At 64.9% G+C, this 18,079-nt stretch carries 15 protein-coding genes; 6 read left to right on the top strand and 9 right to left on the bottom strand.

The window, feature by feature from the left end:
- Positions 1 to 9: 9 nt before the first annotated feature.
- From AC50X5_RS01865 to AC50X5_RS01875, 3 genes are read right to left on the bottom strand one after another with little or no spacing between them, the layout of a single operon-like run.
- Positions 10 to 1,752, bottom strand: a complete 1,743-nt coding sequence (locus AC50X5_RS01865) for an L-aspartate oxidase (protein WP_494974472.1) — start codon at positions 1,750 to 1,752, stop codon at positions 10 to 12.
- A 47-nt stretch (positions 1,753 to 1,799) separates the two neighbouring features.
- On the bottom strand, positions 1,800 to 3,116 hold the full coding sequence (gene nadA / locus AC50X5_RS01870) for a quinolinate synthase NadA (RefSeq protein WP_494974473.1): 1,317 nt from the start codon (positions 3,114 to 3,116) through the stop codon (positions 1,800 to 1,802).
- Positions 3,113 to 3,823, bottom strand: a complete 711-nt coding sequence (locus tag AC50X5_RS01875; protein ID WP_493984600.1) for an NUDIX hydrolase — start codon at positions 3,821 to 3,823, stop codon at positions 3,113 to 3,115. Before AC50X5_RS01875 ends, nadA begins: the two co-directional genes overlap by 4 nt.
- Before the next feature lie 243 nt (positions 3,824 to 4,066).
- On the opposite strand from AC50X5_RS01875, the gene AC50X5_RS01880 reads away from it, so the two are divergent.
- Together AC50X5_RS01880 and AC50X5_RS01885 are read left to right on the top strand one after the other, a co-directional pair.
- Positions 4,067 to 4,897: an alpha/beta fold hydrolase gene (locus AC50X5_RS01880; protein ID WP_494974474.1), complete on the top strand. Its 831-nt coding sequence runs from the start codon at positions 4,067 to 4,069 to the stop codon at positions 4,895 to 4,897.
- A 114-nt stretch (positions 4,898 to 5,011) separates the two neighbouring features.
- Entirely contained in the window at positions 5,012 to 5,659 is a 648-nt protein-coding gene (locus AC50X5_RS01885) for a phosphoribosyltransferase (RefSeq protein WP_494974475.1), read from the top strand.
- Here AC50X5_RS01885 and AC50X5_RS01890 read toward each other — a convergent pair.
- Positions 5,645 to 6,988, bottom strand: coding sequence for an MFS transporter (locus AC50X5_RS01890; protein WP_494974476.1), 1,344 nt, complete (start codon positions 6,986 to 6,988; stop codon positions 5,645 to 5,647). The two genes, AC50X5_RS01885 and AC50X5_RS01890, sit on opposite strands and share 15 nt — an antisense overlap.
- A 205-nt stretch (positions 6,989 to 7,193) precedes the next feature.
- Between AC50X5_RS01890 and AC50X5_RS01895 the strand changes: the two genes are divergently transcribed.
- Positions 7,194 to 7,928 carry an IclR family transcriptional regulator gene (locus tag AC50X5_RS01895; protein ID WP_494974477.1) on the top strand — a complete coding sequence of 245 codons (735 nt, stop codon included), beginning with the start codon at positions 7,194 to 7,196 and terminating at the stop codon, positions 7,926 to 7,928.
- A gap of 21 nt (positions 7,929 to 7,949) precedes the next feature.
- Here AC50X5_RS01895 and AC50X5_RS01900 read toward each other — a convergent pair whose 3' ends face one another.
- The 3 genes from AC50X5_RS01900 to AC50X5_RS01910 form a co-directional block, all read right to left on the bottom strand.
- Entirely contained in the window at positions 7,950 to 9,278 is a 1,329-nt protein-coding gene (locus AC50X5_RS01900; RefSeq protein ID WP_494975204.1) for an MFS transporter, read from the bottom strand.
- A 191-nt stretch (positions 9,279 to 9,469) separates the two neighbouring features.
- On the bottom strand, positions 9,470 to 12,541 hold the full coding sequence (locus AC50X5_RS01905) for an AAA family ATPase (RefSeq protein ID WP_494974478.1): 3,072 nt from the start codon (positions 12,539 to 12,541) through the stop codon (positions 9,470 to 9,472).
- A complete protein-coding gene (locus AC50X5_RS01910; RefSeq protein WP_494974479.1) occupies positions 12,538 to 13,725 on the bottom strand; it encodes an exonuclease SbcCD subunit D in 1,188 nt (395 codons plus the stop codon). Before AC50X5_RS01910 ends, AC50X5_RS01905 begins: the two co-directional genes overlap by 4 nt.
- 85 nt (positions 13,726 to 13,810) lie before the next feature.
- Between AC50X5_RS01910 and AC50X5_RS01915 the strand changes: the two genes are divergently transcribed.
- Complete coding sequence (locus AC50X5_RS01915; RefSeq protein ID WP_494974480.1) at positions 13,811 to 14,833, top strand: ADP-ribosylglycohydrolase family protein; 1,023 nt, start codon at positions 13,811 to 13,813, stop codon at positions 14,831 to 14,833.
- Here the strand turns inward: AC50X5_RS01915 and AC50X5_RS01920 are convergent.
- Both AC50X5_RS01920 and AC50X5_RS01925 read right to left on the bottom strand, forming a co-directional pair.
- Entirely contained in the window at positions 14,814 to 15,293 is a 480-nt protein-coding gene (locus AC50X5_RS01920; protein ID WP_494975205.1) for a DUF4395 domain-containing protein, read from the bottom strand. The genes AC50X5_RS01915 and AC50X5_RS01920 overlap by 20 nt on opposite strands.
- A 120-nt stretch (positions 15,294 to 15,413) precedes the next feature.
- Positions 15,414 to 16,430 (bottom strand): 3'-5' exonuclease, encoded by a 1,017-nt coding sequence (locus tag AC50X5_RS01925; protein ID WP_494974481.1) that lies wholly within the window; start codon positions 16,428 to 16,430, stop codon positions 15,414 to 15,416.
- Between the two features lie 175 nt (positions 16,431 to 16,605).
- On the opposite strand from AC50X5_RS01925, the gene AC50X5_RS01930 reads away from it, so the two are divergent.
- The gene (locus AC50X5_RS01930; protein WP_494974482.1) at positions 16,606 to 17,172 is read left to right on the top strand and encodes a heme-degrading domain-containing protein; all 567 of its coding nucleotides are present in this window, start codon (positions 16,606 to 16,608) and stop codon (positions 17,170 to 17,172) included.
- Between the two features lie 46 nt (positions 17,173 to 17,218).
- Positions 17,219 to 17,992, top strand: a complete 774-nt coding sequence (locus AC50X5_RS01935; RefSeq protein WP_494974483.1) for a VTT domain-containing protein — start codon at positions 17,219 to 17,221, stop codon at positions 17,990 to 17,992.
- Positions 17,993 to 18,079 lie beyond the last annotated feature (87 nt).

Below are 18,079 nucleotides of genomic sequence, written 5' to 3' on the forward strand. Positions count from 1 at the left end.
TGCGCAGGCTCACTTCCGGCTTAGGGTATAGCGCTGGTCATATTCTTCGACGGCGGCGGCAGCGGGTCCGGGGTGGAAGTCGCTCCGGTAGTGCGCACCCAGTGAGGTGCGCCGCTGCCGGGCAGCATCCACCAGCAGCTGCGCAGCCAGGAGCAGGTTGGCGTCCTCGTGCACCTGGGGATCGTCTGAGTCAGGAACGGCTTCAGGAACAACGACGCCGGCCCACACCGTGAGTTCGTCGGCCGCCTCCCGCAGCAACCGGCTATCGCGGATCACCCCGGCCTTGGCCGTCATCAGCGAGCGCAGGGCATCGCGGGAGAACGTTTCGGTGCTCCCGGGAGGCGCTTGATCGGTTTCCCGGAGAGGCTTGGCGGCTCCCGAAAGCGCCGTTGTTGCGTGAGGATCCGCGCCGGCCGCCGAGCTTGCGAGGGGGTTGCCGGCGCGAGAGCCGAGCGCAGGCGCCCAGGGTACCGCCAACCCGGAGGCAACCACGGAGTTAGCGCCGGAAGAGGAACGAAGAAAATCGGCAACTGCCCGGCGCCCGAAGACAAGCCCTTCAAGAAGCGAGTTGCTGGCAAGCCGGTTTGCGCCCTGGACGCCGGTGCAGGCCGCTTCGCCGGCAGCGTACAGCCCGGGAAGGCTGGTGCGGGCGTTGAGATCGGTAGCGACACCGCCCATCCAGTAGTGGGCGGCAGGGGCAACGGGAACGGGTTCGCGGGTCCAGTCGACGCCGGCTTCGCGGGTGCGCCGGCTGAGGGTGGGGAAACGGTGTTCCAGGAAGCCGGTGCCACGAGTTTCCTCGATGATTCGGGCGTCGAGGAACACATGGCCGGTGGGGTCGCCCAGAGCGGCCAGGTGCAGGGCAATGCTGCGGGACACCACGTCGCGGGGCGCCAGTTCGGCATCCGGATGGTACCCGGGAAGAAACCGCGTTCCGTGGGCATCGACAAGGATGGCGCCCTCACCGCGGACGGCCTCGGAGATGAGGAGGGGCTCGTTGCCGCGGCGGTAGAGACCGGCGGATGCTTCCTCTGGGCGGACCAGGCAGGTCGGATGGAACTGGAAGAACTCGAGGTCCGTAACGGCTGCACCGGCCCGCCAGGCGAGCGCCAGCCCGTCAGCTGTGGCCACCGCAGGATTGGTGGTCTGGGCAAACAACCGGCCAGCGCCACCTGTGGCGAGCAGGACGGCATCGGCTTCCAGTGATGCCGTCCGGCCGCCGAAGAGGTAGTTCACCCCGGTGACCCTGCCGCCGTCGAGCAGGAGCGAAGTGACCTGGGCGTGGGCGATCACGCGGAGGCTGCCCCGGGACTGGGCGTCCAGCAGGCTGGCGATGAGGGCCGAGGACACGCCTGCGCCGGTGGCATCACCGCCGGAGTGCAGGATTCGGGGGGCAGAGTGGGCTCCTTCAAGGCCAAGGGAGGGATCTCCGTCGGGCTCCAGGTCGAAGGAGACGCCAAAACGCCGTAGGCCGGCAATGTCATGGCGCGCTTCTGTACACATGATCCGGACGGCTTCCTCGTTGCAGTGCCCGGCTCCGGCCCTCAGCGTGTCAGCAATATGGGCCGCCACGGTATCGCCCGGGGCCGGCTGCTCCAGCACGGCGGAAATCCCACCCTGGGCATGGGAGGTGTTGCTGTCGGCCAGGGCGCCCTTGCTCAGCAGCACGGTCTCCACGCCGGCATCAGCTGCGAGCAGGGCGGCGTAGAGTCCCGCCACGCCGCTGCCTACGACGATGAGCCGCGGTGCCATGGCTCTTGCCGCCTTCCCGGGAGGCGCCTTCCAGCTCTGCCGGCCAGTCATTTCGGCTTCGCCGCCAGCATGCGTTCCAGGGCCACCTTTGCATCGGCCTGTACCGCTGCATCCACAGTGATGCGGTTGACGATGCGCCCTGCCACGAGTTCCTCCAGCACCCAGGCAAGGTAACCGGGATGGATGCGGTACATGGTGGAGCAGGGGCAGATGACCGGGTCGAGGCAGAAGATGGTGTGCTGCGGATATTCAGCGGCCAACCGGTTGACCATGTTGATCTCGGTACCGATGGCGAACGTGGTGGGTTCAGTTGCCGCCGCGATGGCCTTCTTGATGAAGTCGGTGGAACCGGCGGAGTCCGCGGCGTCCACCACCTCCATGGGGCATTCCGGATGGACGATGACGTTGACGCCGGGGAAGTCCGCCCGCGCCTTGTCTATCTGGGCCACGTTGAAGCGCTTGTGCACCGAGCAGAAGCCGTGCCAAAGGATCACCCGCGAGTCCAGTATTGCCCGCTCATCGTTGCCGCCCAACTCTTTGCGGGGATTCCACATGGGCATCTGCTCCAGCGGGACCCCCAGGGCCTTGGCAGTGTTGCGCCCCAGGTGCTGGTCCGGGAAAAACAGGACCCGCTGTCCGCGTTCGAAGGCCTCTTCCAGCACCGTTCGCGCATTGGAGGACGTGCACACCACACCGCCGTGACGGCCGCAAAACGCCTTCAGTGCTGCGGAGGAGTTCATGTAGGTGACGGGGATGACCGGAACCCGGCCCGCGGCGTCGGGCTCTGTCCCGAAAATTTCGGTGAGCTGTTCCCAGCAGTCCTCCACTGAATCTTCATCCGCCATGTCCGCCATGGAGCAACCGGCAGCCAGGTTGGGCAGGATCACGGCCTGCTCAGGGGTGGAGAGGATGTCAGCGGTTTCGGCCATGAAGTGCACACCACAGAAGATGATGGCCTCGGCGTCAGGCCTGGTCAGCGCTGCGTTGGCCAGTTGGAAGGAGTCGCCCACGAAGTCCGCGTACTGGATCACCTCGTCCCGCTGGTAGAAGTGGCCCAGAATGACGGCCCGGTTTCCCAGGCGTTCCTTGGCCGAGCGGATCAAGGTATCCAGTTCGGCGTCGCTGGCTGCCTTGTATTTTTCCGGAAGCTGGCCCTGCCTCGGTGTTGTGGCGGGAGCAACATCGGAGCTTGAGGCGCCGGGCCCGTAAGCGGGTGTCCCGGCGAGCGCCTCGGCGAGGTCGTAGTCCCAGGGACCACGGGAAAGGTCCGGGCTGCAGGTGCCCCCGGCGCTCTTCCCTGCAGGCACGGCTTTTTCAGCCTGCTCGCGCGTGATCAGCTGGATCGCTGTGTTGACGCTGCTCATGGTGTGCTCCTGTTGTCTTGGTCAAGGCCGGGACGGCCGGTGAAGCGGTACAAGCGTGGAGGGCGGTGTTTGCCGCCCTGCAGGTATCTGTCGGTTTCCTGGATTTCCGGGGTGGCTTTGACCTGGCGGCGGAAGTTGGCGGGGTCCAGTTCACGGTCAAGGACCGCTTCGTAGACTTCACGGAGTTGAGCCAGGGTGAAGTACTCGCCGAGCAGATGGTAGGCCACCGATCCGTAGGCCACCTTGCTGCGCAGCCTGCCCAGTGCGTAGTCCACAATGTCGTTGTGGTCGAAGGCCAGCTCCCCCAGGCGGTCGGCGCGGAACCACTTCACGTTTTCTGATTCCGCAGCGAGCGCGGCCTCAGTGGGCTGGACCAATGCCCAGTAGACGATGGAGACGACCCGCTGGGTGGGAGAACGGTGCAGGCCGCCGAAGGCGTAGAGCTGTTCGAGGTAGCTGGGTGCCAGGCCGGTGGTGTCGCGCAGGTTCCGGGAGGCGGCGTCCTGCAGGGACTCGGTGTGGCTCAACGGGCCGCCAGGGAGAGCCCATTGCCCTTTGAAGGGCTCCCGGATGCGCCGGACCAACGGCATCCAGAGGGTGGGGCGGCCGGATGCCGCGCTGGGACGCAAGGCAAAAATCACTGTGGAAATGGCCAATGACGGCGGGGCTGCAAGGCGTTCGGAAACGTTCGCAGAACTCGTATACACACGATCACCTGCCTTCCGTCCATCCGGTGTTTGGGCAACATCGCGGGGAGGTCCATCCGTGTTCCCGCCTGTCGGCCCAGCTTACCATTAGTTATAGTCATATTGACCTGAACTAAGGTTACGCGTGGCGCGGCACGGCGCAAAATCCCGACGCCAGTATGACGGCGGCAGGTAAAGTGAGCGGTACCCCAGCGTTGGGGACGGAACCACAGCGCTCCAAGCGGCAACCGGAGGTACAGCATCATGAGCGGCAGGCACAGCGTCGGGCAGCATCCCCACACAGTGGAGGGCACTGACCCCCAGCTCTACTTCGAAGTCCACACGCCCGAAATCAACGCCGGAACACGGCCGGTCCTGCTGATTCACGGCTTCTCCTCCTCCAGCAAACTCAACTGGGAGAACACGGGCTGGCTTGGCGCACTCCGGGAGGCAGGACGCACTGTCATCACCGTGGACCTGCCGGGCCATGGCCGCAGCGGCGTGCCCGAAGACCTTGACTCCTACTCCCCCAGCCGCATCCGCGCGGATCTTCTGCAGATAGCTTTCGACGCCGGAGCGCGGCCCCTGCTCGGTGGCCATCCCGAAAGCGGCCTGGACGTGATCGGCTATTCCTTGGGGTCCCGGCTCGCCTGGGAATTTGGTGCCACCCAGCCGGAGTTGGTGCATCGCCTGGTCCTGGGCGGACCGAACGTCGCCGATCCGCTGGCTGCCTTCGACCTCTCCGCAGCGCAGCGCTACCTGGCAGACGGAACGCCTATTGCCGATGAGTCCACGGCCGGCCTTTTCCGGATGGTCCAAATGGTTCCCGGGAACAACACCTTTGCCATGCTCTCCCTTATTGAAGCCATCAAGGCAGAACCCTACGACCCCGCCGAAGCGGTGCCGCACATGCCTATGCTGCTGGTGGCCGGAGATCAGGACGAACGGGCGGTCAGCATGCCGCAACTGGCCGAACTCGCCAGGGGCGCCGGCTCCATGGTGGAGCAGTTAATGATTCCGGGCCGCAACCACAACAACACGATCACCAGCCGGGCATTCAAGCAGGCGGCAATCGAGTTCCTGGCAGCCTCATAGATTCCGGCGGGCTTCCGGCTGTCCGCCGTCATTGGCGGTAGCGGGGTGCCGCCCGTCATGGCGGCAGCCTGCGGGTAGGCTGGATGACGTGTACAACCACGTAACGAGGCAGCCATGAGCACGCGCTTCGAGGACCGTGACGATGCCGGCCGCAGGCTGGCCGCCGTCCTGACCCAGTTCCGCGAACGCCCGGACGCCGTTGTCCTGGGGCTGGCACGTGGCGGAATTCCCGTTGCAGCTGCCGTTGCCCGCGACCTGTACCTGCCCTTAGGCCCGGTCCTGGTCCGCAAGCTCGGCATCCCCGGACACGACGAAACAGCCTACGGCGCCCTTGCCTGGTGGGACGGTCACGTGGTCAAACTGCTCAACAAGCCACTCGTGGACCGGGTCCTGGAACACGGCGTCCGCCCGGAATGGCTGGATCAGGTGGAGGAACGCGAGCGGGCGGAACTTGCCCGGCGCGCAGGCAGCTACCCAGGAATCAGCAGCGATGTCCGGGGCAAAACCGTCCTGCTGGTGGACGACGGACTGGCCACCGGAGCGACCATGCGGGCGGCCATTGAGGCCGTGCGCTCCGCAGGCGCTGCCGCCGTCGTCGTCGCCGCTCCGGTGGGGTCAGTCGAAGCCGAAGCTTCCCTGGCGAGGGTTAGTGACGCCGTCCTCTGCCTGCACCTGCCCGGAAAGTTCCGCGCGGTGGGCAGCTTTTACCACCACTTCGACCAGGTTGGCGACGACGAGGCCATCAGCCTACTTAGCCGTTGATGCCGGTGCCTTCACACCCAACGGCCGCCCCTTGGTCTCCTTCGCCAGCAGGACGCCGACGGAGGAAATGACGCACAGCACCATGATGTAGATACCGACTGAACCTGACCATTTGGTGCTCTGCAGCAGCCATTCCGCGATGGTGGCGGCAAATGCTCCACCCAGGATGGCGCCCAAGGCGTAACCGATCGAAATTCCGGAGTACCTGACGTTGGCCGGGAACATCTCGGCATACATGGCGGACATCGGGCCGTAGGACAGGCCGAGACCGATGGTCAGGACAAAGAGGGCCAGCCCGTAGAGCCAGATGTTAGCGGTGTCGATCAGGGCGAACAGGGGAATCATCCAGACAAAAATGATGCCGTAGCCCGTCAGGAAGGTTTTGACACGACCGATCCGGTCCGACAGCCAGCCGCCGAACAGGGTAAAGATGAGCCAGCCGAATGATGCCAGGGTGGTGGCCAGCAACACCTGGGGGGTCTCCATCTTCAGGGTCCTGGTGGCGTAGGAGATGAAGAAGGCGATCAGCAGGTAGCCCGCGGCATTGTTCGCGATGAAGATCATGGCCGAGAAGACGACTTCCTTGGTGTTGTGGCGGAACAGTTCACCAAGAGGCGCCTTGCTTTCAGCCTTGCGCTGGGCAAGCTCTTTGAAGACAGGGCTTTCATCCACTGCGCGGCGGATCAGGTACCCAACCACGATCAGCACAACGGAGAGCAGGAACGGTACGCGCCAGCCCCAGGCGGCGAAGTCTTCCCTGGACATGCTGCTGTTGAGGAAGTACAGGAGGCCGGTAGCCAGGATCATGCCAATGGGAACGCCGATCTGCGGATATGCACCAAAGAAACCGCGCTTGCTCCGGGGTGCGTGCTCAACGGCCATCAGGGCAGCTCCGCCCCACTCGCCGCCGGCGGAGAATCCCTGGATAACCCGCAGGGTGATCAGCAGGATCGGCGCCCAGACACCAATCGTGGCGTAGGTGGGCAGCATGCCGATCAGTGACGTGGCCGCCCCCATCATGACCAACGTGAAGACCAGCATGGACTTGCGTCCCAGCCGGTCGCCCAGGTGTCCGGCAACAATGGCGCCGAGCGGCCGGAACAGGAAACTGATGCCGATCAGCGCGAAGGAAAGGATCTGGGCCAGGCCCGGGGAGGACTCCTGCAGCGGGGTCAGGAACAGCGGCGACAGAAGCGTCGCCGTCAGCTGGGCGAAGATAAAGAAGTCGTACCACTCAATGGTGGTGCCAACCAGCGTGCCCGCCAGGACCCGGCGTTCTTCCCGCTTGGTGCTTGGCCCTGCTTCTGAGTCAACTGTTGACGCGGTCATTTGAACTCCATTGTTTTTGTGCGGCCGGGAACCTTCCCGTCCATCCACAGTGCCCCGACCGAAGTGCGACCGGCTGGGACATTACCGACAGAACGGTCAGTCGGATAAAACTGTACTACGGTATGTGATGCAGCGCACTCAATACGTCGCCCTGCGCTTTACTTTCGATATCTGCCCCTGCGTTGGTCCGGCCTACGATGGAGCCATGAAGCCATCCGCCATGGGAACGACGCCGGCAGCCGGAAGTACCGCCTCCCCCTCACAGACCCTTTCCAGGGGAATCCGGGCCCTCGAAATCCTCGCAGCGGCAGGGCATCCGCTGACCATTGCCGAACTGTCTGCAGCTTTAGGCGTCCACCGCTCCGTGGCCTACCGGATCCTGCGCACCCTGGAAGACCATTCGCTGCTGGTCCGCGACGATGCCGGCCGCGTGCAGCCTGGCCCTGGCCTGGCAGTGCTTGCCCGCGGCGTTTCCCGCAACCTCCAGCAGGCGGCACTTCCGGAGCTGACGCAACTGGCAAACGTCTTGAACATGACGGCCTTCATTGCAGTATGGGACCACCAGGACTGCATCACCCTTGTAACCGTTGAACCCCGGCACACCGGTGGGGCCGTTGCCCAGCACCCCGGTACCCGTCATCCGATCCATACCGGAGCGCCGGGCATCGCCATCCAGTCGGCCCTCACCGAGGAGGAATGGCACCGGCTGGCACCCACCGTCCCGTACCGCCGTGAAGCAACGGAAGCCCGCTCCCGCGGCTACGCTGCCAGCCACGATGAAGTGATCCCCGGCCTTTCGTCGCTGGCTGCACCCATCCGCGTGCCGTCCGGACGCCCTGCCGCCCTCGCAGTGGTATACATCGGCTCAACGCAGGATTCAGGGACAGTAGGGGCGACGGTCGCGGCCAGTGCCGCACGGATTGAGAGCCAGCTGGGCTGACAGCACGCGTGCCTGGGTGGATCAGGACTTTTCTGGCCGGTACTTCGCCAGAAGCAGCGCACAGAGTACACCGGCCGCCGCCAAAGCCGCTGCCGCCACAACCGGGACCAGGAATGCCTGCGCACTGCCTGCACCCTGCGCCAGGACGCCGGCGCTGGCTGCTCCGGCAGCAGACCCGGCAACCACTCCGCTGGCCAGGGAAGTCATGACCGTTCCCAGGCGGCCCGGGGGTGCAAGGCGGCCGCCAATAGCAAAAACAGTAACCATCACGGGGCCCACCGGGAGTCCAAGCACCAGCAGAATCAGCAGCATCGACCCTACGTCGTGGGCGACCGGAAGCAGCAATGACAGGCCCGCCATCGCCGCAGCACAGACCGGCCAACGGAACCGGAGGAGGAACGACGGTGGCCAGTAGGCTACCGAAAGGGCAGTGACAGCCGAACTGACACCCATCACCGAGTACAGGAGCCCGGCCAGCTCGGAGCCGCCAAAGCGGTCGGCGAAGGAGGCCAGGGAAGCCTGGGTACCTCCGAAGAAGGCTCCCATACACACCATCCCGGTTACCGGCAGAATCAGCGCGGCTATCAGGCGGCTGCCATCTGCCGTTTTGCCAGGACCTTGACGGGAGCTGCCTTTTGGACGACGGGCCGATTGACGGCGGGGAATCTTGCGGACAGTGGGGTGGAGGGCAAAGGCGGGCACAAAGCCCAGTGTGAGCACTGCAGCCAGAGCCAGAGGCAGCCAGGGCGCTACCAGGCTGGCGAGGATGCCCACTAAGGCCGGCCCGAGGACGAAGGTCAGTTCGTCGGCGGTGCTTTCGTAGGACAGCGCCGTATCCAGGTCGCGGTTCTGCACCTGCCCGCCGGGCGCATTCGACTGCTTTTCCGCCGTCAGGACCATCCACCGCACCCTGGCCAGCGGACCTACCTGGGGGCAGGAGGCGCCGGCTGCAAAGGATGCTGCCAGGATAACCAGGGCTGAACCGGCAACCAACTGGACGCTCAGCAGGAGGACCGTTACGGCAAGCGCATTCAAGCCCGCTGCCAGCAGCAGGACGGGGCGCTGTCCCCACCGATCGGCCATGGAACCCACCACGGGACCACCAATGGCGGAGCCGATGCCGACGGCGCCGGCTGCCGCGCCGCCCAGGGCGTACGAGGACGTAGCCGAGGTTACAAGGGTAAGGGCGCCGATTGTCAGCATGGCCAGTGGCAGCCGGGCTACCAGCCCGATGGGAATGAAGCTGCGGCCGGCCAGTTGTTGCAGGCGGCCGAAACGGTTACCCGGACCCTTGCCAACTAAGGGCTTGCAGCCGGCTACAGGTTCACTGTCAGCAACTGCACTGCTCAGGTTTTGGCTACGCGGGGGTTCGGCTTCGGTGACTTGCCTGCGTTCGGCTACAGTCTCCGGATTCTGCGGAGTGGGTGTATCTGGAGAGAAAATCAAGGTTCCGGGCTCGCTTCATTCTGCGCATCGTCCCTCCTCCCGATGCGCGCGACCCGGTAACTACCCCATTCTATGCCGATAGCCGGGCAAGGGCGCTAGGCGGCAACGGTGTCGGAAATGTGGAGCGTGGAGCCGGTCCTTCCCTTCACCACCTGCAGCTGAACGCCAATCCGCTGCTTCATCTCCGCCACATGGCTCACCAGCCCCACAACGCGACCGCCGTCCCGCAGCCCTTCGAGTGCATCCATGACTTGTTCCAGTGACTGCTCATCAAGGCTGCCGAAGCCTTCGTCCACAAAGAGGGTTTCGATGTCCACCCCGCCTGCCTCCTGCTGGACGACGTCCGCGAGGCCCAGGGCCAGCGCCAGGGCAGCCATAAAGGATTCGCCGCCGGACAATGTTGAAGTGTCGCGGCGATGGCCCGTCCACTGATCCACAACCTCCAGGCCAAGGCCTGATTTGGCTCCCCGCGCAGCTTTCGCGTCCGTGTATTTCAGGAGGTAACGTCCATCACTCATGGCGACGAGCCGCTCCGAAGCGGCAGCGGCCACCTGTTCGAGCCGCGCTGCCAGAACGTAGCTGTTGAGGCTCATCCGGTAGGAGTTCTCTCCCCGCCCTGCCGCTGCATCCGCCAGCGCCGTGAGGGTACGGGCCTTCTCCTGGGGCTCCAGGGATTCTTCCAGCAGGGATTCAAGCTCGGTCCGGATCCGTTCCAGGGAGGACACACTGCGGGCTGCTACAGCTGCCGCGAGTCCGGCCTCCCGGGCTCCTTCCTCGGCCTCTCCGGCCAGTGTTCTAGCCTGTTCAAGGTCTGATGCATCAACCACGTGGCCGCTGTCCACTTCAGTACGGGCGAGGACAAGGTCTGCGCTGTCCAGCAGTTCAGCCAGCCGGGCCTCCTCGTCCTGGCCCGCGCGGATCCTGGCTTGAAGAGCTGCGGCTTCAGGAGCCGGCAGCAGGGCTTCTGCAGCTTCCCCTTCGCTGCTGAAGCCGGAACCGGGCAAGGCCGCTTCGAGTTGTTGTTCGGCTTCGGCCAGCCGTGCAGCAGCGGCCTCAGCCTGCACCCGGGCGCGATGGGCTGCGTCGAGGGTGGACAGGGACTTACGCAGCGCCCGGAGGCGCTGCCCCAGCCCGGAGTGGACTCCCCTCAGCTCCGCCAGAGCGGGGTCGATCTCGGCTATCTGCCGGGTGACTTCCGCCAGAGCAGCGTCCGTCTCGGCGAACTTTGCCGCCGCCTCGTTTGAGGCGGCAGAAATACCGGCAAGAGATTCCTCACAGTCCTGCTTGCGCCGGCGAAGGACGGCGAGCTGCTCCGCTGCCTCTTCGGCCCGCCGGGCGGCCACTGCAGCGCCGGCCTCCGCCTCAGTGGCAGCTTCCAACGGAGTGTCGCCGCCCTGCCCGGCAAGTACAGCGAGCTGCTGCCGGGCATGCATGAGCTCAGCGGCTACGGTTTCCAGGGCGCGTTCAGCGGTGTCCGCAAGCTGCTGTGCCTGCTCTTCCTCACGGGCAAGTTCCAAAGCCGCCCGCGCTGCAGGCGGCGGCGCCGGGTGATCTTCACTGCCGCACACCGGGCACGGCTCCCCCGCCTGCAACTGCCCGGCAAGTTCGGCAGCGGCATTGGCCAGCCGCTGCTCCCGCAGGTCCAGCCAGTCCTTACGGCAGGACAAATGATGGTCCAAAGCAGTCCGGTGCCGCTCTTGAACCTTCGCCAGCTGAACCGTGGCGGCCTCATGGCTGCGCACCACCGCCACCAGGTCCCGGGCAGCCGCCGCTTCCTTGAGCCGCAAGGGAACCTCCGCTGCCGGCTCCTCGAGCGAGGCCACGCGTGTGACCAGCACAGCCAGTTCTGCCGTCAGCACCGAAGCCTGTTCTTTCAGTCCTGCAACTGATTCCCGGAGCCTGACCTTCGTGCGGTCCAGTTCCTGCTCCCGCGCCCTGAGATCGTCCAGCCGCTGCTCATCCGGAAGACGGGCCTCAATCACCACCTGCTGTGACTTCAACCGCTCCAGTTCAGCTTCGACGTCGGGCACCTCAGCGTCCATCCCGGCAAGCTCAGGATCATCGCTAATATCCATCCTGAGCATTCCCATGGCTTCCGCGAGCGACATGGCGGCATGGTGATCTCCCGTCCTTGCTGCCTCAAGCGTTGCCAGCTGCCCGGCCAGGACCTCAGCCATCCGATGTTGAGCCAGGCGTTGTGCGGCCGCTTCCAATTCAGGAGCCGCTGCGGCGGCGAGCGCCTGCCGTTCGAGGACGGACAACAGCCTGCTCTGGCGCTCGGCCCGGGCGGTGATGTCAGCCAGCAGGGCGGCTTTGCCGGCCCGTCCCGCTTCCGCTTCAACAGCCCGTTCTTTAGCGGCGGCGTAAGCCTCGAGGGCAACAACGTGCAAACCCCCGACCAGGGACGCGGCTGTTCCTTGCAGGGCCGCACTGCCGGCGTCCGGCTCGACATCGCTGTCTGTGCCGTGGTGGGCAGGCCCACCGTCCACGGCGAGGGATGCGGCTTCCGAACGGGCCTGTGCCACGAGCATCGCCGTGCGGTCGGCATAGCGTTCGACGGCGGCCCTGGCTGCCTGTGCCTGGACAGCCAACTCCTTTTCCACTGCTTCAAACCGATGGGTGCCGAACAGCTTCTGCAGCAGCTCCGACCGCTCCGTTGCCTTGGATCGCAGGAAAGCGGCAAAATCACCTTGCGGCAGCATGACCACCCTGGTGAACTGTTCGCGGTCCATACCAAGCAACGCGGTGATCTCGGCTCCGGCCTCATCATTGCGCGAGGTCTTTTCCACCCACGCACCGTCTACCCGCTCGCGCAGCAACGTCTTGGCCTGTTGGGTGGTGAAGCCATTCTTGCCGCGGGCGCTGGGCTTCTCCCAGGCCGGAGACCGCGTGACCTCGAAATGCCGCCCCTGAGCCGTGAACTCACAGCTCACGGCCGGTTCAGTGGCAGCCTCGGCATGGTCGCTGCGCAGCCGCCTGCTCTCCTGGCGTGCGCCCGGGACGGAACCGTAGAGTGCGAAGCAGATGGCATCCAGCACGCTGGTTTTCCCGGCGCCGGTTGCACCGTTCAGCAGGAAAAGCCCGTGCGCACCGAGCCTTTCAAAGTCCACTTCTTCAGTACCGGCAAAGGGGCCGAAAGCGGACATCCGGAGCCGATGGATCCTCACAGCGATGCCTCCTGGAGACGGACGTTGTCCAGGGCCAGGGCCAGTGCCTTGCGCTCAGCCTCATCCGCTGAACGGCCACGGACGTGTTCCAGGAAGCCGCAGCAAAGCGATAAATCATCAACGGCCTCGGCAAGACGGCTGCTGTAGCTTTTTGATTCGACGGCGGCCACGCCCACCGGATCGAAGCCGAGCACCAGCGTGTCCGGGAAACGGGCCCGCAGCCTTTCCATGGCTTGGGCCGGGCGCTGTGCATCTGTCAGGGTGATCTGACAATAGGCATCCTCTGCCCAGGCATGGGATTCGGACTCCAGCAACTCATGCAGGCGTCCGCGAAGCACTGCCAGCTTGCGTGGCGCTTCCCAGGAGACTTCTTCGATGGTTTCGAGGCCGTCCACGCCGATATCCACCAGCCACGCGCCCTTGCGATGGGAAGCCTCCGAAAAGGAATAAGCCAGTGGTGATCCTGAGTACCGGACGGAAGGCGACAATGCCTGGCGACCGTGAAGGTGGCCCAGCGCTGTGTAAGTGAAACCATCGAAGAGGTCCAGGGGAACAGCACCAACGCCGCCGATGCTGAGGTCCCGTTCGCTGTCCGAGGTGATGCCGCCGCTGGCAAAGGTATGCGCAAGCACCACTGAATGCACGCTCCGGCCGGCACTTCGACGGGCCAGATCGGCGCGGATCAGCTCCATGGCCGCCCGGGTCACCTCAAAGTGGCTTGCGGTTTCAACTCCCAGCGCAGGGGCAACAAGACGCGGCTCCAGCCAGGGTGTTCCGTAGATGGCGAGCACCGGCGCGTCATCTGCGGCGGAGGTCCCGGAACCGGCAAGCGGCAGGACCAACGGCTGGTCCAGTTCCGCTACCCGGGTGCGGACGTGCACGCCGCCATGCTCCAGGAGCCGGGAAGCGAACCCCAGCCGGATGGCCGAATCATGGTTCCCGCTGGTCAGGACCACCCTGGCTCCCGCCTGGGTGAGCCGCACCAGGGCGTCGTCCAGAAGATTGACGACGTCGACGCCTGGCAGGGCGCGATCGTACACATCACCGGCAATCAGGACAACGTCTACTGCCTTGTCGCGAACGGTGGCAATGAGCTGGTCCACGAAGGACTTCTGGGCAGCAAGCATCCCGACGCCGTGGAAGGACCGGCCAAGGTGCCAGTCAGATGTATGGAGCAACCGCATGCTCTTACGGTATCGGCTGCCGCTGACATTCTTGCTTCCCGCCGGATGCCACGGGCGTCATTCGGGGCGCGGTAAGTTAAAGCGCATGAGCTTTGAGCCCCAACACTCCGCCCCTGACCAATCCTCCCGCGCCTACGGCGCTCTTTTGGGCGGGGCGCTGGGTGATGCGCTGGGTTCTGCCCCTGCCGGAGATGGCCTGCTCCATTTTTCCGGAACAACCCAGCTGGCGCTGTATTCGCTGGACGGGCTGCTGGACGCCCTCGAATGGGCCAACGCGGGAACAGGGGCGGACGTCAACGCCTGCATCTGGCTTGCCTATCTCCGCTGGTACCTCGCGCAGGAAGGTTCGCTGCCGCCGTCGGCTCCGTCCCCGCAGCCCCGATGGATCGACGGCCAGGAGCTCCTGCAGCAGCGCCGCGATCCGGACGGGACGTCCCTTAGTGGATTGGCCACCGGCGACATGGGCACGTCCTTCCGCCCGGTCAACCCGGAAGCGAAGGGCTCCGCGACGGTCAGCCGTTCCGCCCCGTTCGGGCTAATTCCGCACATCGAGTCGCCCATGGTGTTCAAAATCAGCACCGACGCCGCATCACTGACCCACGGGCATCCTTCAGCGCGCCAGGCCGCCGGGCTGTTCAGCAGCCTTATCCATCACCTGTGCGCAGGCACGGGGCTGATTGAGGCAGCGGCCATGGTCCTTGACGCTGCCAGGAAAACGGACAAGCCGATTCCGGAACTGGTCGAGCGCCTGGAGTCCGCCCGGCGGTTGGCGGAATCGCCGCAGCTGCCGCGGGAAGGGGTGCTGAAGGAACTGGGTGAGGGAGATAGCGCCGAAGAAGCCCTCGCCGTCGGGCTCTATGCCGTGCTGACCAGCGCAGAAGGTGCTGACGGGCCGCATACTCCCCAGGAGCATTTCCGTGCTTCCCTGTCCATTGCTGCCGGTTACGGAAAAGCCGGCCCGGCCATCGGCAGCATCGCAGGTTCCATGCTGGGGGCCCGCTACGGCGAGCAGTGCCTTCCGGCGGAGTGGCTTGAGGCGCTGGAAGGACGCGATGTCCTCCGCACCATGGTGGATCAGCTGCTTAAGGTCACCGTCGCGGCTGATTGATGTTGTTGCAGGCCTCGCAGACATCGTCCGGAATCAAGCCCCGGTCCTGCAGCAAGGCGAAGATCCTGCAACCCAGGCAGAAGCCGGCGAACGCCTCCAACGACGCCGCAACCACCAGCACGGCGATCAGGATCCAGGCCGCCGGAGCGGCCCCCAACGCCAGCAGGACTGCCGCAACCGTGGACAGCGCCGCACCGATCCCCTGGGCAAATCGCTTGGGCGGACCGGGAACCAGCTTCGTCCTGCCCAGCAACGGCGCCAGGACTTTGACGGACAACAGCGCCAGCGGCGAGACCCTGGGGCCGAACAGAACACGCAACCAGAACCCGGCAGCAATCAGGCCCACGAACCAGCCGGATCCGGTAGCCAGGGCCAACAGGGCCACGAGGACCACCAGCCCCGCCGTAATGCGCGCCGCATACTCGTTGACCGGGTTGGGAAATGCGAAAAGGCTGCGCAGTCCGGACGCAGTATCCGTTCGTTCCAGTGTTTGCAGCGGTTCCGGTGCTTGCTGTGTTCCCATCCAGTCAGGGTAGGAGCGCAGACGCTGCAGGAACAGTTATATTGCGCCGCGTGAACTCTAGGACGCTGGTTCCAGTGTTCCGGGGGCCCTTGACGCCATCTGCAGGAACTCTCCCTCGGACAGGACCTCGACGTGCTGGCCCCGCTCATGTAGCTCCAGGACCCTGCGTGCCTTGCCGGTGATCCGTCCGGACCGCAGATCAGAGGCCACAAAGCCGTCCCCGACCACCAGCACCGTAGTGCGGCCGGTCACCCGGCTTTCGGTGGTTGCCCCTGCCTCCGCGGACAGCAGTTTTGCTTCCGGGCGGCCAAGCTCTTTCAGCTGGCCGGTGAACACTACTGTCTGCCCGAACAGCGGGTGGCCAGGATCTGCTGCCGGGTTGGGTGCCGGGTTGGGGCCTTCCTCAGGCCACCCGCCGCCGGCGCGTACGACGCCGGAACCCGCCCGGGTGCCTGCGCGCAGTGTTGCGAGGGTTGCCTTGGACAGCTTGTCCATTGCCGGGTGGAAGGCCGGCTGGCGAGGGATGTCCAGCCCCAGCGACAAGTACAGCTCAGCGATGCTGTTCGCCCCGTTGCGGACGGCGATGTCCACGAGGATCCCCGCGCAGGCGCGCGCATCCTCTGCTGGATCATGGTGATTGACCAGCGGAACGCCGGCTTCCTCAGCGGCAAACGGAAGCGAATTCGAGACCAGCGAATAGCAGCGCCTGGAAAGCATCACGGTGCAGACGTATTCATAACCCGGACCCGGCATTCCGGAGACCTCCAGCCCGGACCTGATAACGCCGAGGTCAAACGCTGCGTTATGGGCCGCCAGGATGTCAGTGCCGATAAATTGTGCAATCTCACCGAAAAGTTCACCGAACCGCGGCATCCCCGCTACGACTTCGGGCTCGATGCCGTGGATGGCAATGTTCTGCCGATCGAAGTGGTCGTGGCCTGCGGGCGGGCGCATCAGCCAGGAGGCTTCCTCCACTACCTTGCCACTGCGGACCTTGGTCAACCCAACAGCGCACGGTGAGCCCCGGAATCCGTTCGCAGTCTCAAAGTCAATCGCCGTAAAGTCCAAAGCCACGGCTCCACCCTACCGCCGGCACAAAAGCCCCCGGCCCATGTATGGCGCGAATCGCCGGACCCAAGGAACCCGACCAGCCGCCGTTGCCGCGAGATGCATATTGGTAGAGTCAGCCATCATGGAGTGGCGCCCCTCCAGGATGGCCGACCCACGGCACGAACGAAGGCAGGTAATCATGGCAGACCAGCACACCGGCCCCGACATCACCCCCGGGGCGGAATTCGACCCGGACTCGCACCTGGAACAGCCCGAGGCCATCCTGCAGTCGCTGATAGAACGTATTGAGGGCGAGATCCAGGCTCTTCAATTCAGTAGTTTCAACCAGGCCGACGCCCTTGCCCTGGGGCTGCTGCTTGTGAACCTCGGCACAGAGCGCGGCCTGCCCATCGCCATTGACATCCGCCGGAGCGGGCATGTCCTCTTTCACGCGTCCTTGCCGGGAGCTACTCCTGACAACGGGATCTGGATCGGGAAAAAGAGCCGCACCGCTGCACGCTACTGCGAGCCATCGCTGCTGGTTGGCTTGCGGGGCCGCGTGGGAGGCGGGCGCATGGAAGACAATGCCTGGTTCGACCAGTCTCTGTACGCAGCACACGGTGGAGCGTTCCCGCTGTGCGTGAAGGGAACCGGTCCTGTCGCGACCGTCACCGTTTCCGGGTTGCCCCAGAAGGCCGACCACGAGCTGGTGGTGGAAGCACTCACGACATACCTGAACCAGGTCGCGGGACGGCCGAACGACTAACGGGCCAGAGCAGGTCAAGTACCCTAGGAAGGTGAACTTTCCTGTGATGACTGACCTTGCCGTAGCCATGATCGGCGGTGCCGGACCGATCCAGCCGCAAATGGCCTCGTTTTTGCCTGACTGGCTCAACCCGGATGTTTTCCTCCGTGATTCGCCGCTGGGGCCGTGGGTCGTGCTGTTGGTCTGCGCCATCGTCTTCGCTGAAACGGGCCTGTTAGTGGGGTTTTTCCTCCCGGGCGATTCCATGCTGTTCACGGCGGGGCTGCTGGTTGCCACCGGAGCCATCCAGTTCAATCTCTGGGCCATGTGCGGGCTCATCATTGTCGCTGCCATCCTGGGAAACCAGACCGGCTACCTCATAGGTTCCAAGGCCGGTCCCGCCATCTTCAACAAACCCGACTCCCGGCTGTTTAAGCGCGAGAACGTGGAGAGCGCACACGCCTTCTTCGAAAAGCACGGTGGCAAGGCCCTGATCCTGGCCCGGTTCGTGCCCATCATCCGCACCTTCGTGCCGGTCATTGTGGGTGTAGCCCAGATGGATAAGCGGAAATTCTTTCTCTACAACGTCATCGGTGCGCTCCTCTGGGGTGGCGGCGTCACGCTGCTGGGTGCCTGGCTTGGCCAGTTTGCCTGGGTCGGGGACAACATTGACATCATCTTCATCGCGATCGTGCTCGTCTCGGTAATGCCCATCGGCGTCGAGGTACTTCGCGGTATGTCCGCCAAGCGCCAGGCCAAGGCTTACGGCACGGACCCGGTCCACGAATTCATTGAAGAGCACAGGCCAGAGGACGAGCACAAGACGCCGCGGGACGTGTAGCGGCCCGCACAGGCTTGACGCACGAACAGTAGAGGCTCCCTGCCCACCGGTAACGGTGCGCAGGGAGCCTCTCCTGTTATGTGTGGG

It is taken from the genome of Pseudarthrobacter sp. MDT1-40-2 (assembly GCF_059383595.1).

What these genes read in the sequence shown, in the direction of transcription:
- AC50X5_RS01865 (WP_494974472.1), bottom strand. Translation starts at nt 1,752, where the DNA reads ATGGCACCGCGGCTCATCGTCGTAGGCAGCGGCGTGGCGGGACTCTAC.
- nadA (WP_494974473.1), bottom strand. Translation starts at nt 3,116, where the DNA reads ATGAGCAGCGTCAACACAGCGATCCAGCTGATCACGCGCGAGCAGGCT.
- AC50X5_RS01880 (WP_494974474.1), top strand. Translation starts at nt 4,067, where the DNA reads ATGAGCGGCAGGCACAGCGTCGGGCAGCATCCCCACACAGTGGAGGGC.
- AC50X5_RS01885 (WP_494974475.1), top strand. Translation starts at nt 5,012, where the DNA reads ATGAGCACGCGCTTCGAGGACCGTGACGATGCCGGCCGCAGGCTGGCC.
- AC50X5_RS01890 (WP_494974476.1), bottom strand. Translation starts at nt 6,988, where the DNA reads ATGACCGCGTCAACAGTTGACTCAGAAGCAGGGCCAAGCACCAAGCGG.
- AC50X5_RS01895 (WP_494974477.1), top strand. Translation starts at nt 7,194, where the DNA reads ATGAAGCCATCCGCCATGGGAACGACGCCGGCAGCCGGAAGTACCGCC.
- AC50X5_RS01910 (WP_494974479.1), bottom strand. Translation starts at nt 13,725, where the DNA reads ATGCGGTTGCTCCATACATCTGACTGGCACCTTGGCCGGTCCTTCCAC.
- AC50X5_RS01915 (WP_494974480.1), top strand. Translation starts at nt 13,811, where the DNA reads ATGAGCTTTGAGCCCCAACACTCCGCCCCTGACCAATCCTCCCGCGCC.
- AC50X5_RS01930 (WP_494974482.1), top strand. Translation starts at nt 16,606, where the DNA reads ATGGCAGACCAGCACACCGGCCCCGACATCACCCCCGGGGCGGAATTC.
- AC50X5_RS01935 (WP_494974483.1), top strand. Translation starts at nt 17,219, where the DNA reads ATGACTGACCTTGCCGTAGCCATGATCGGCGGTGCCGGACCGATCCAG.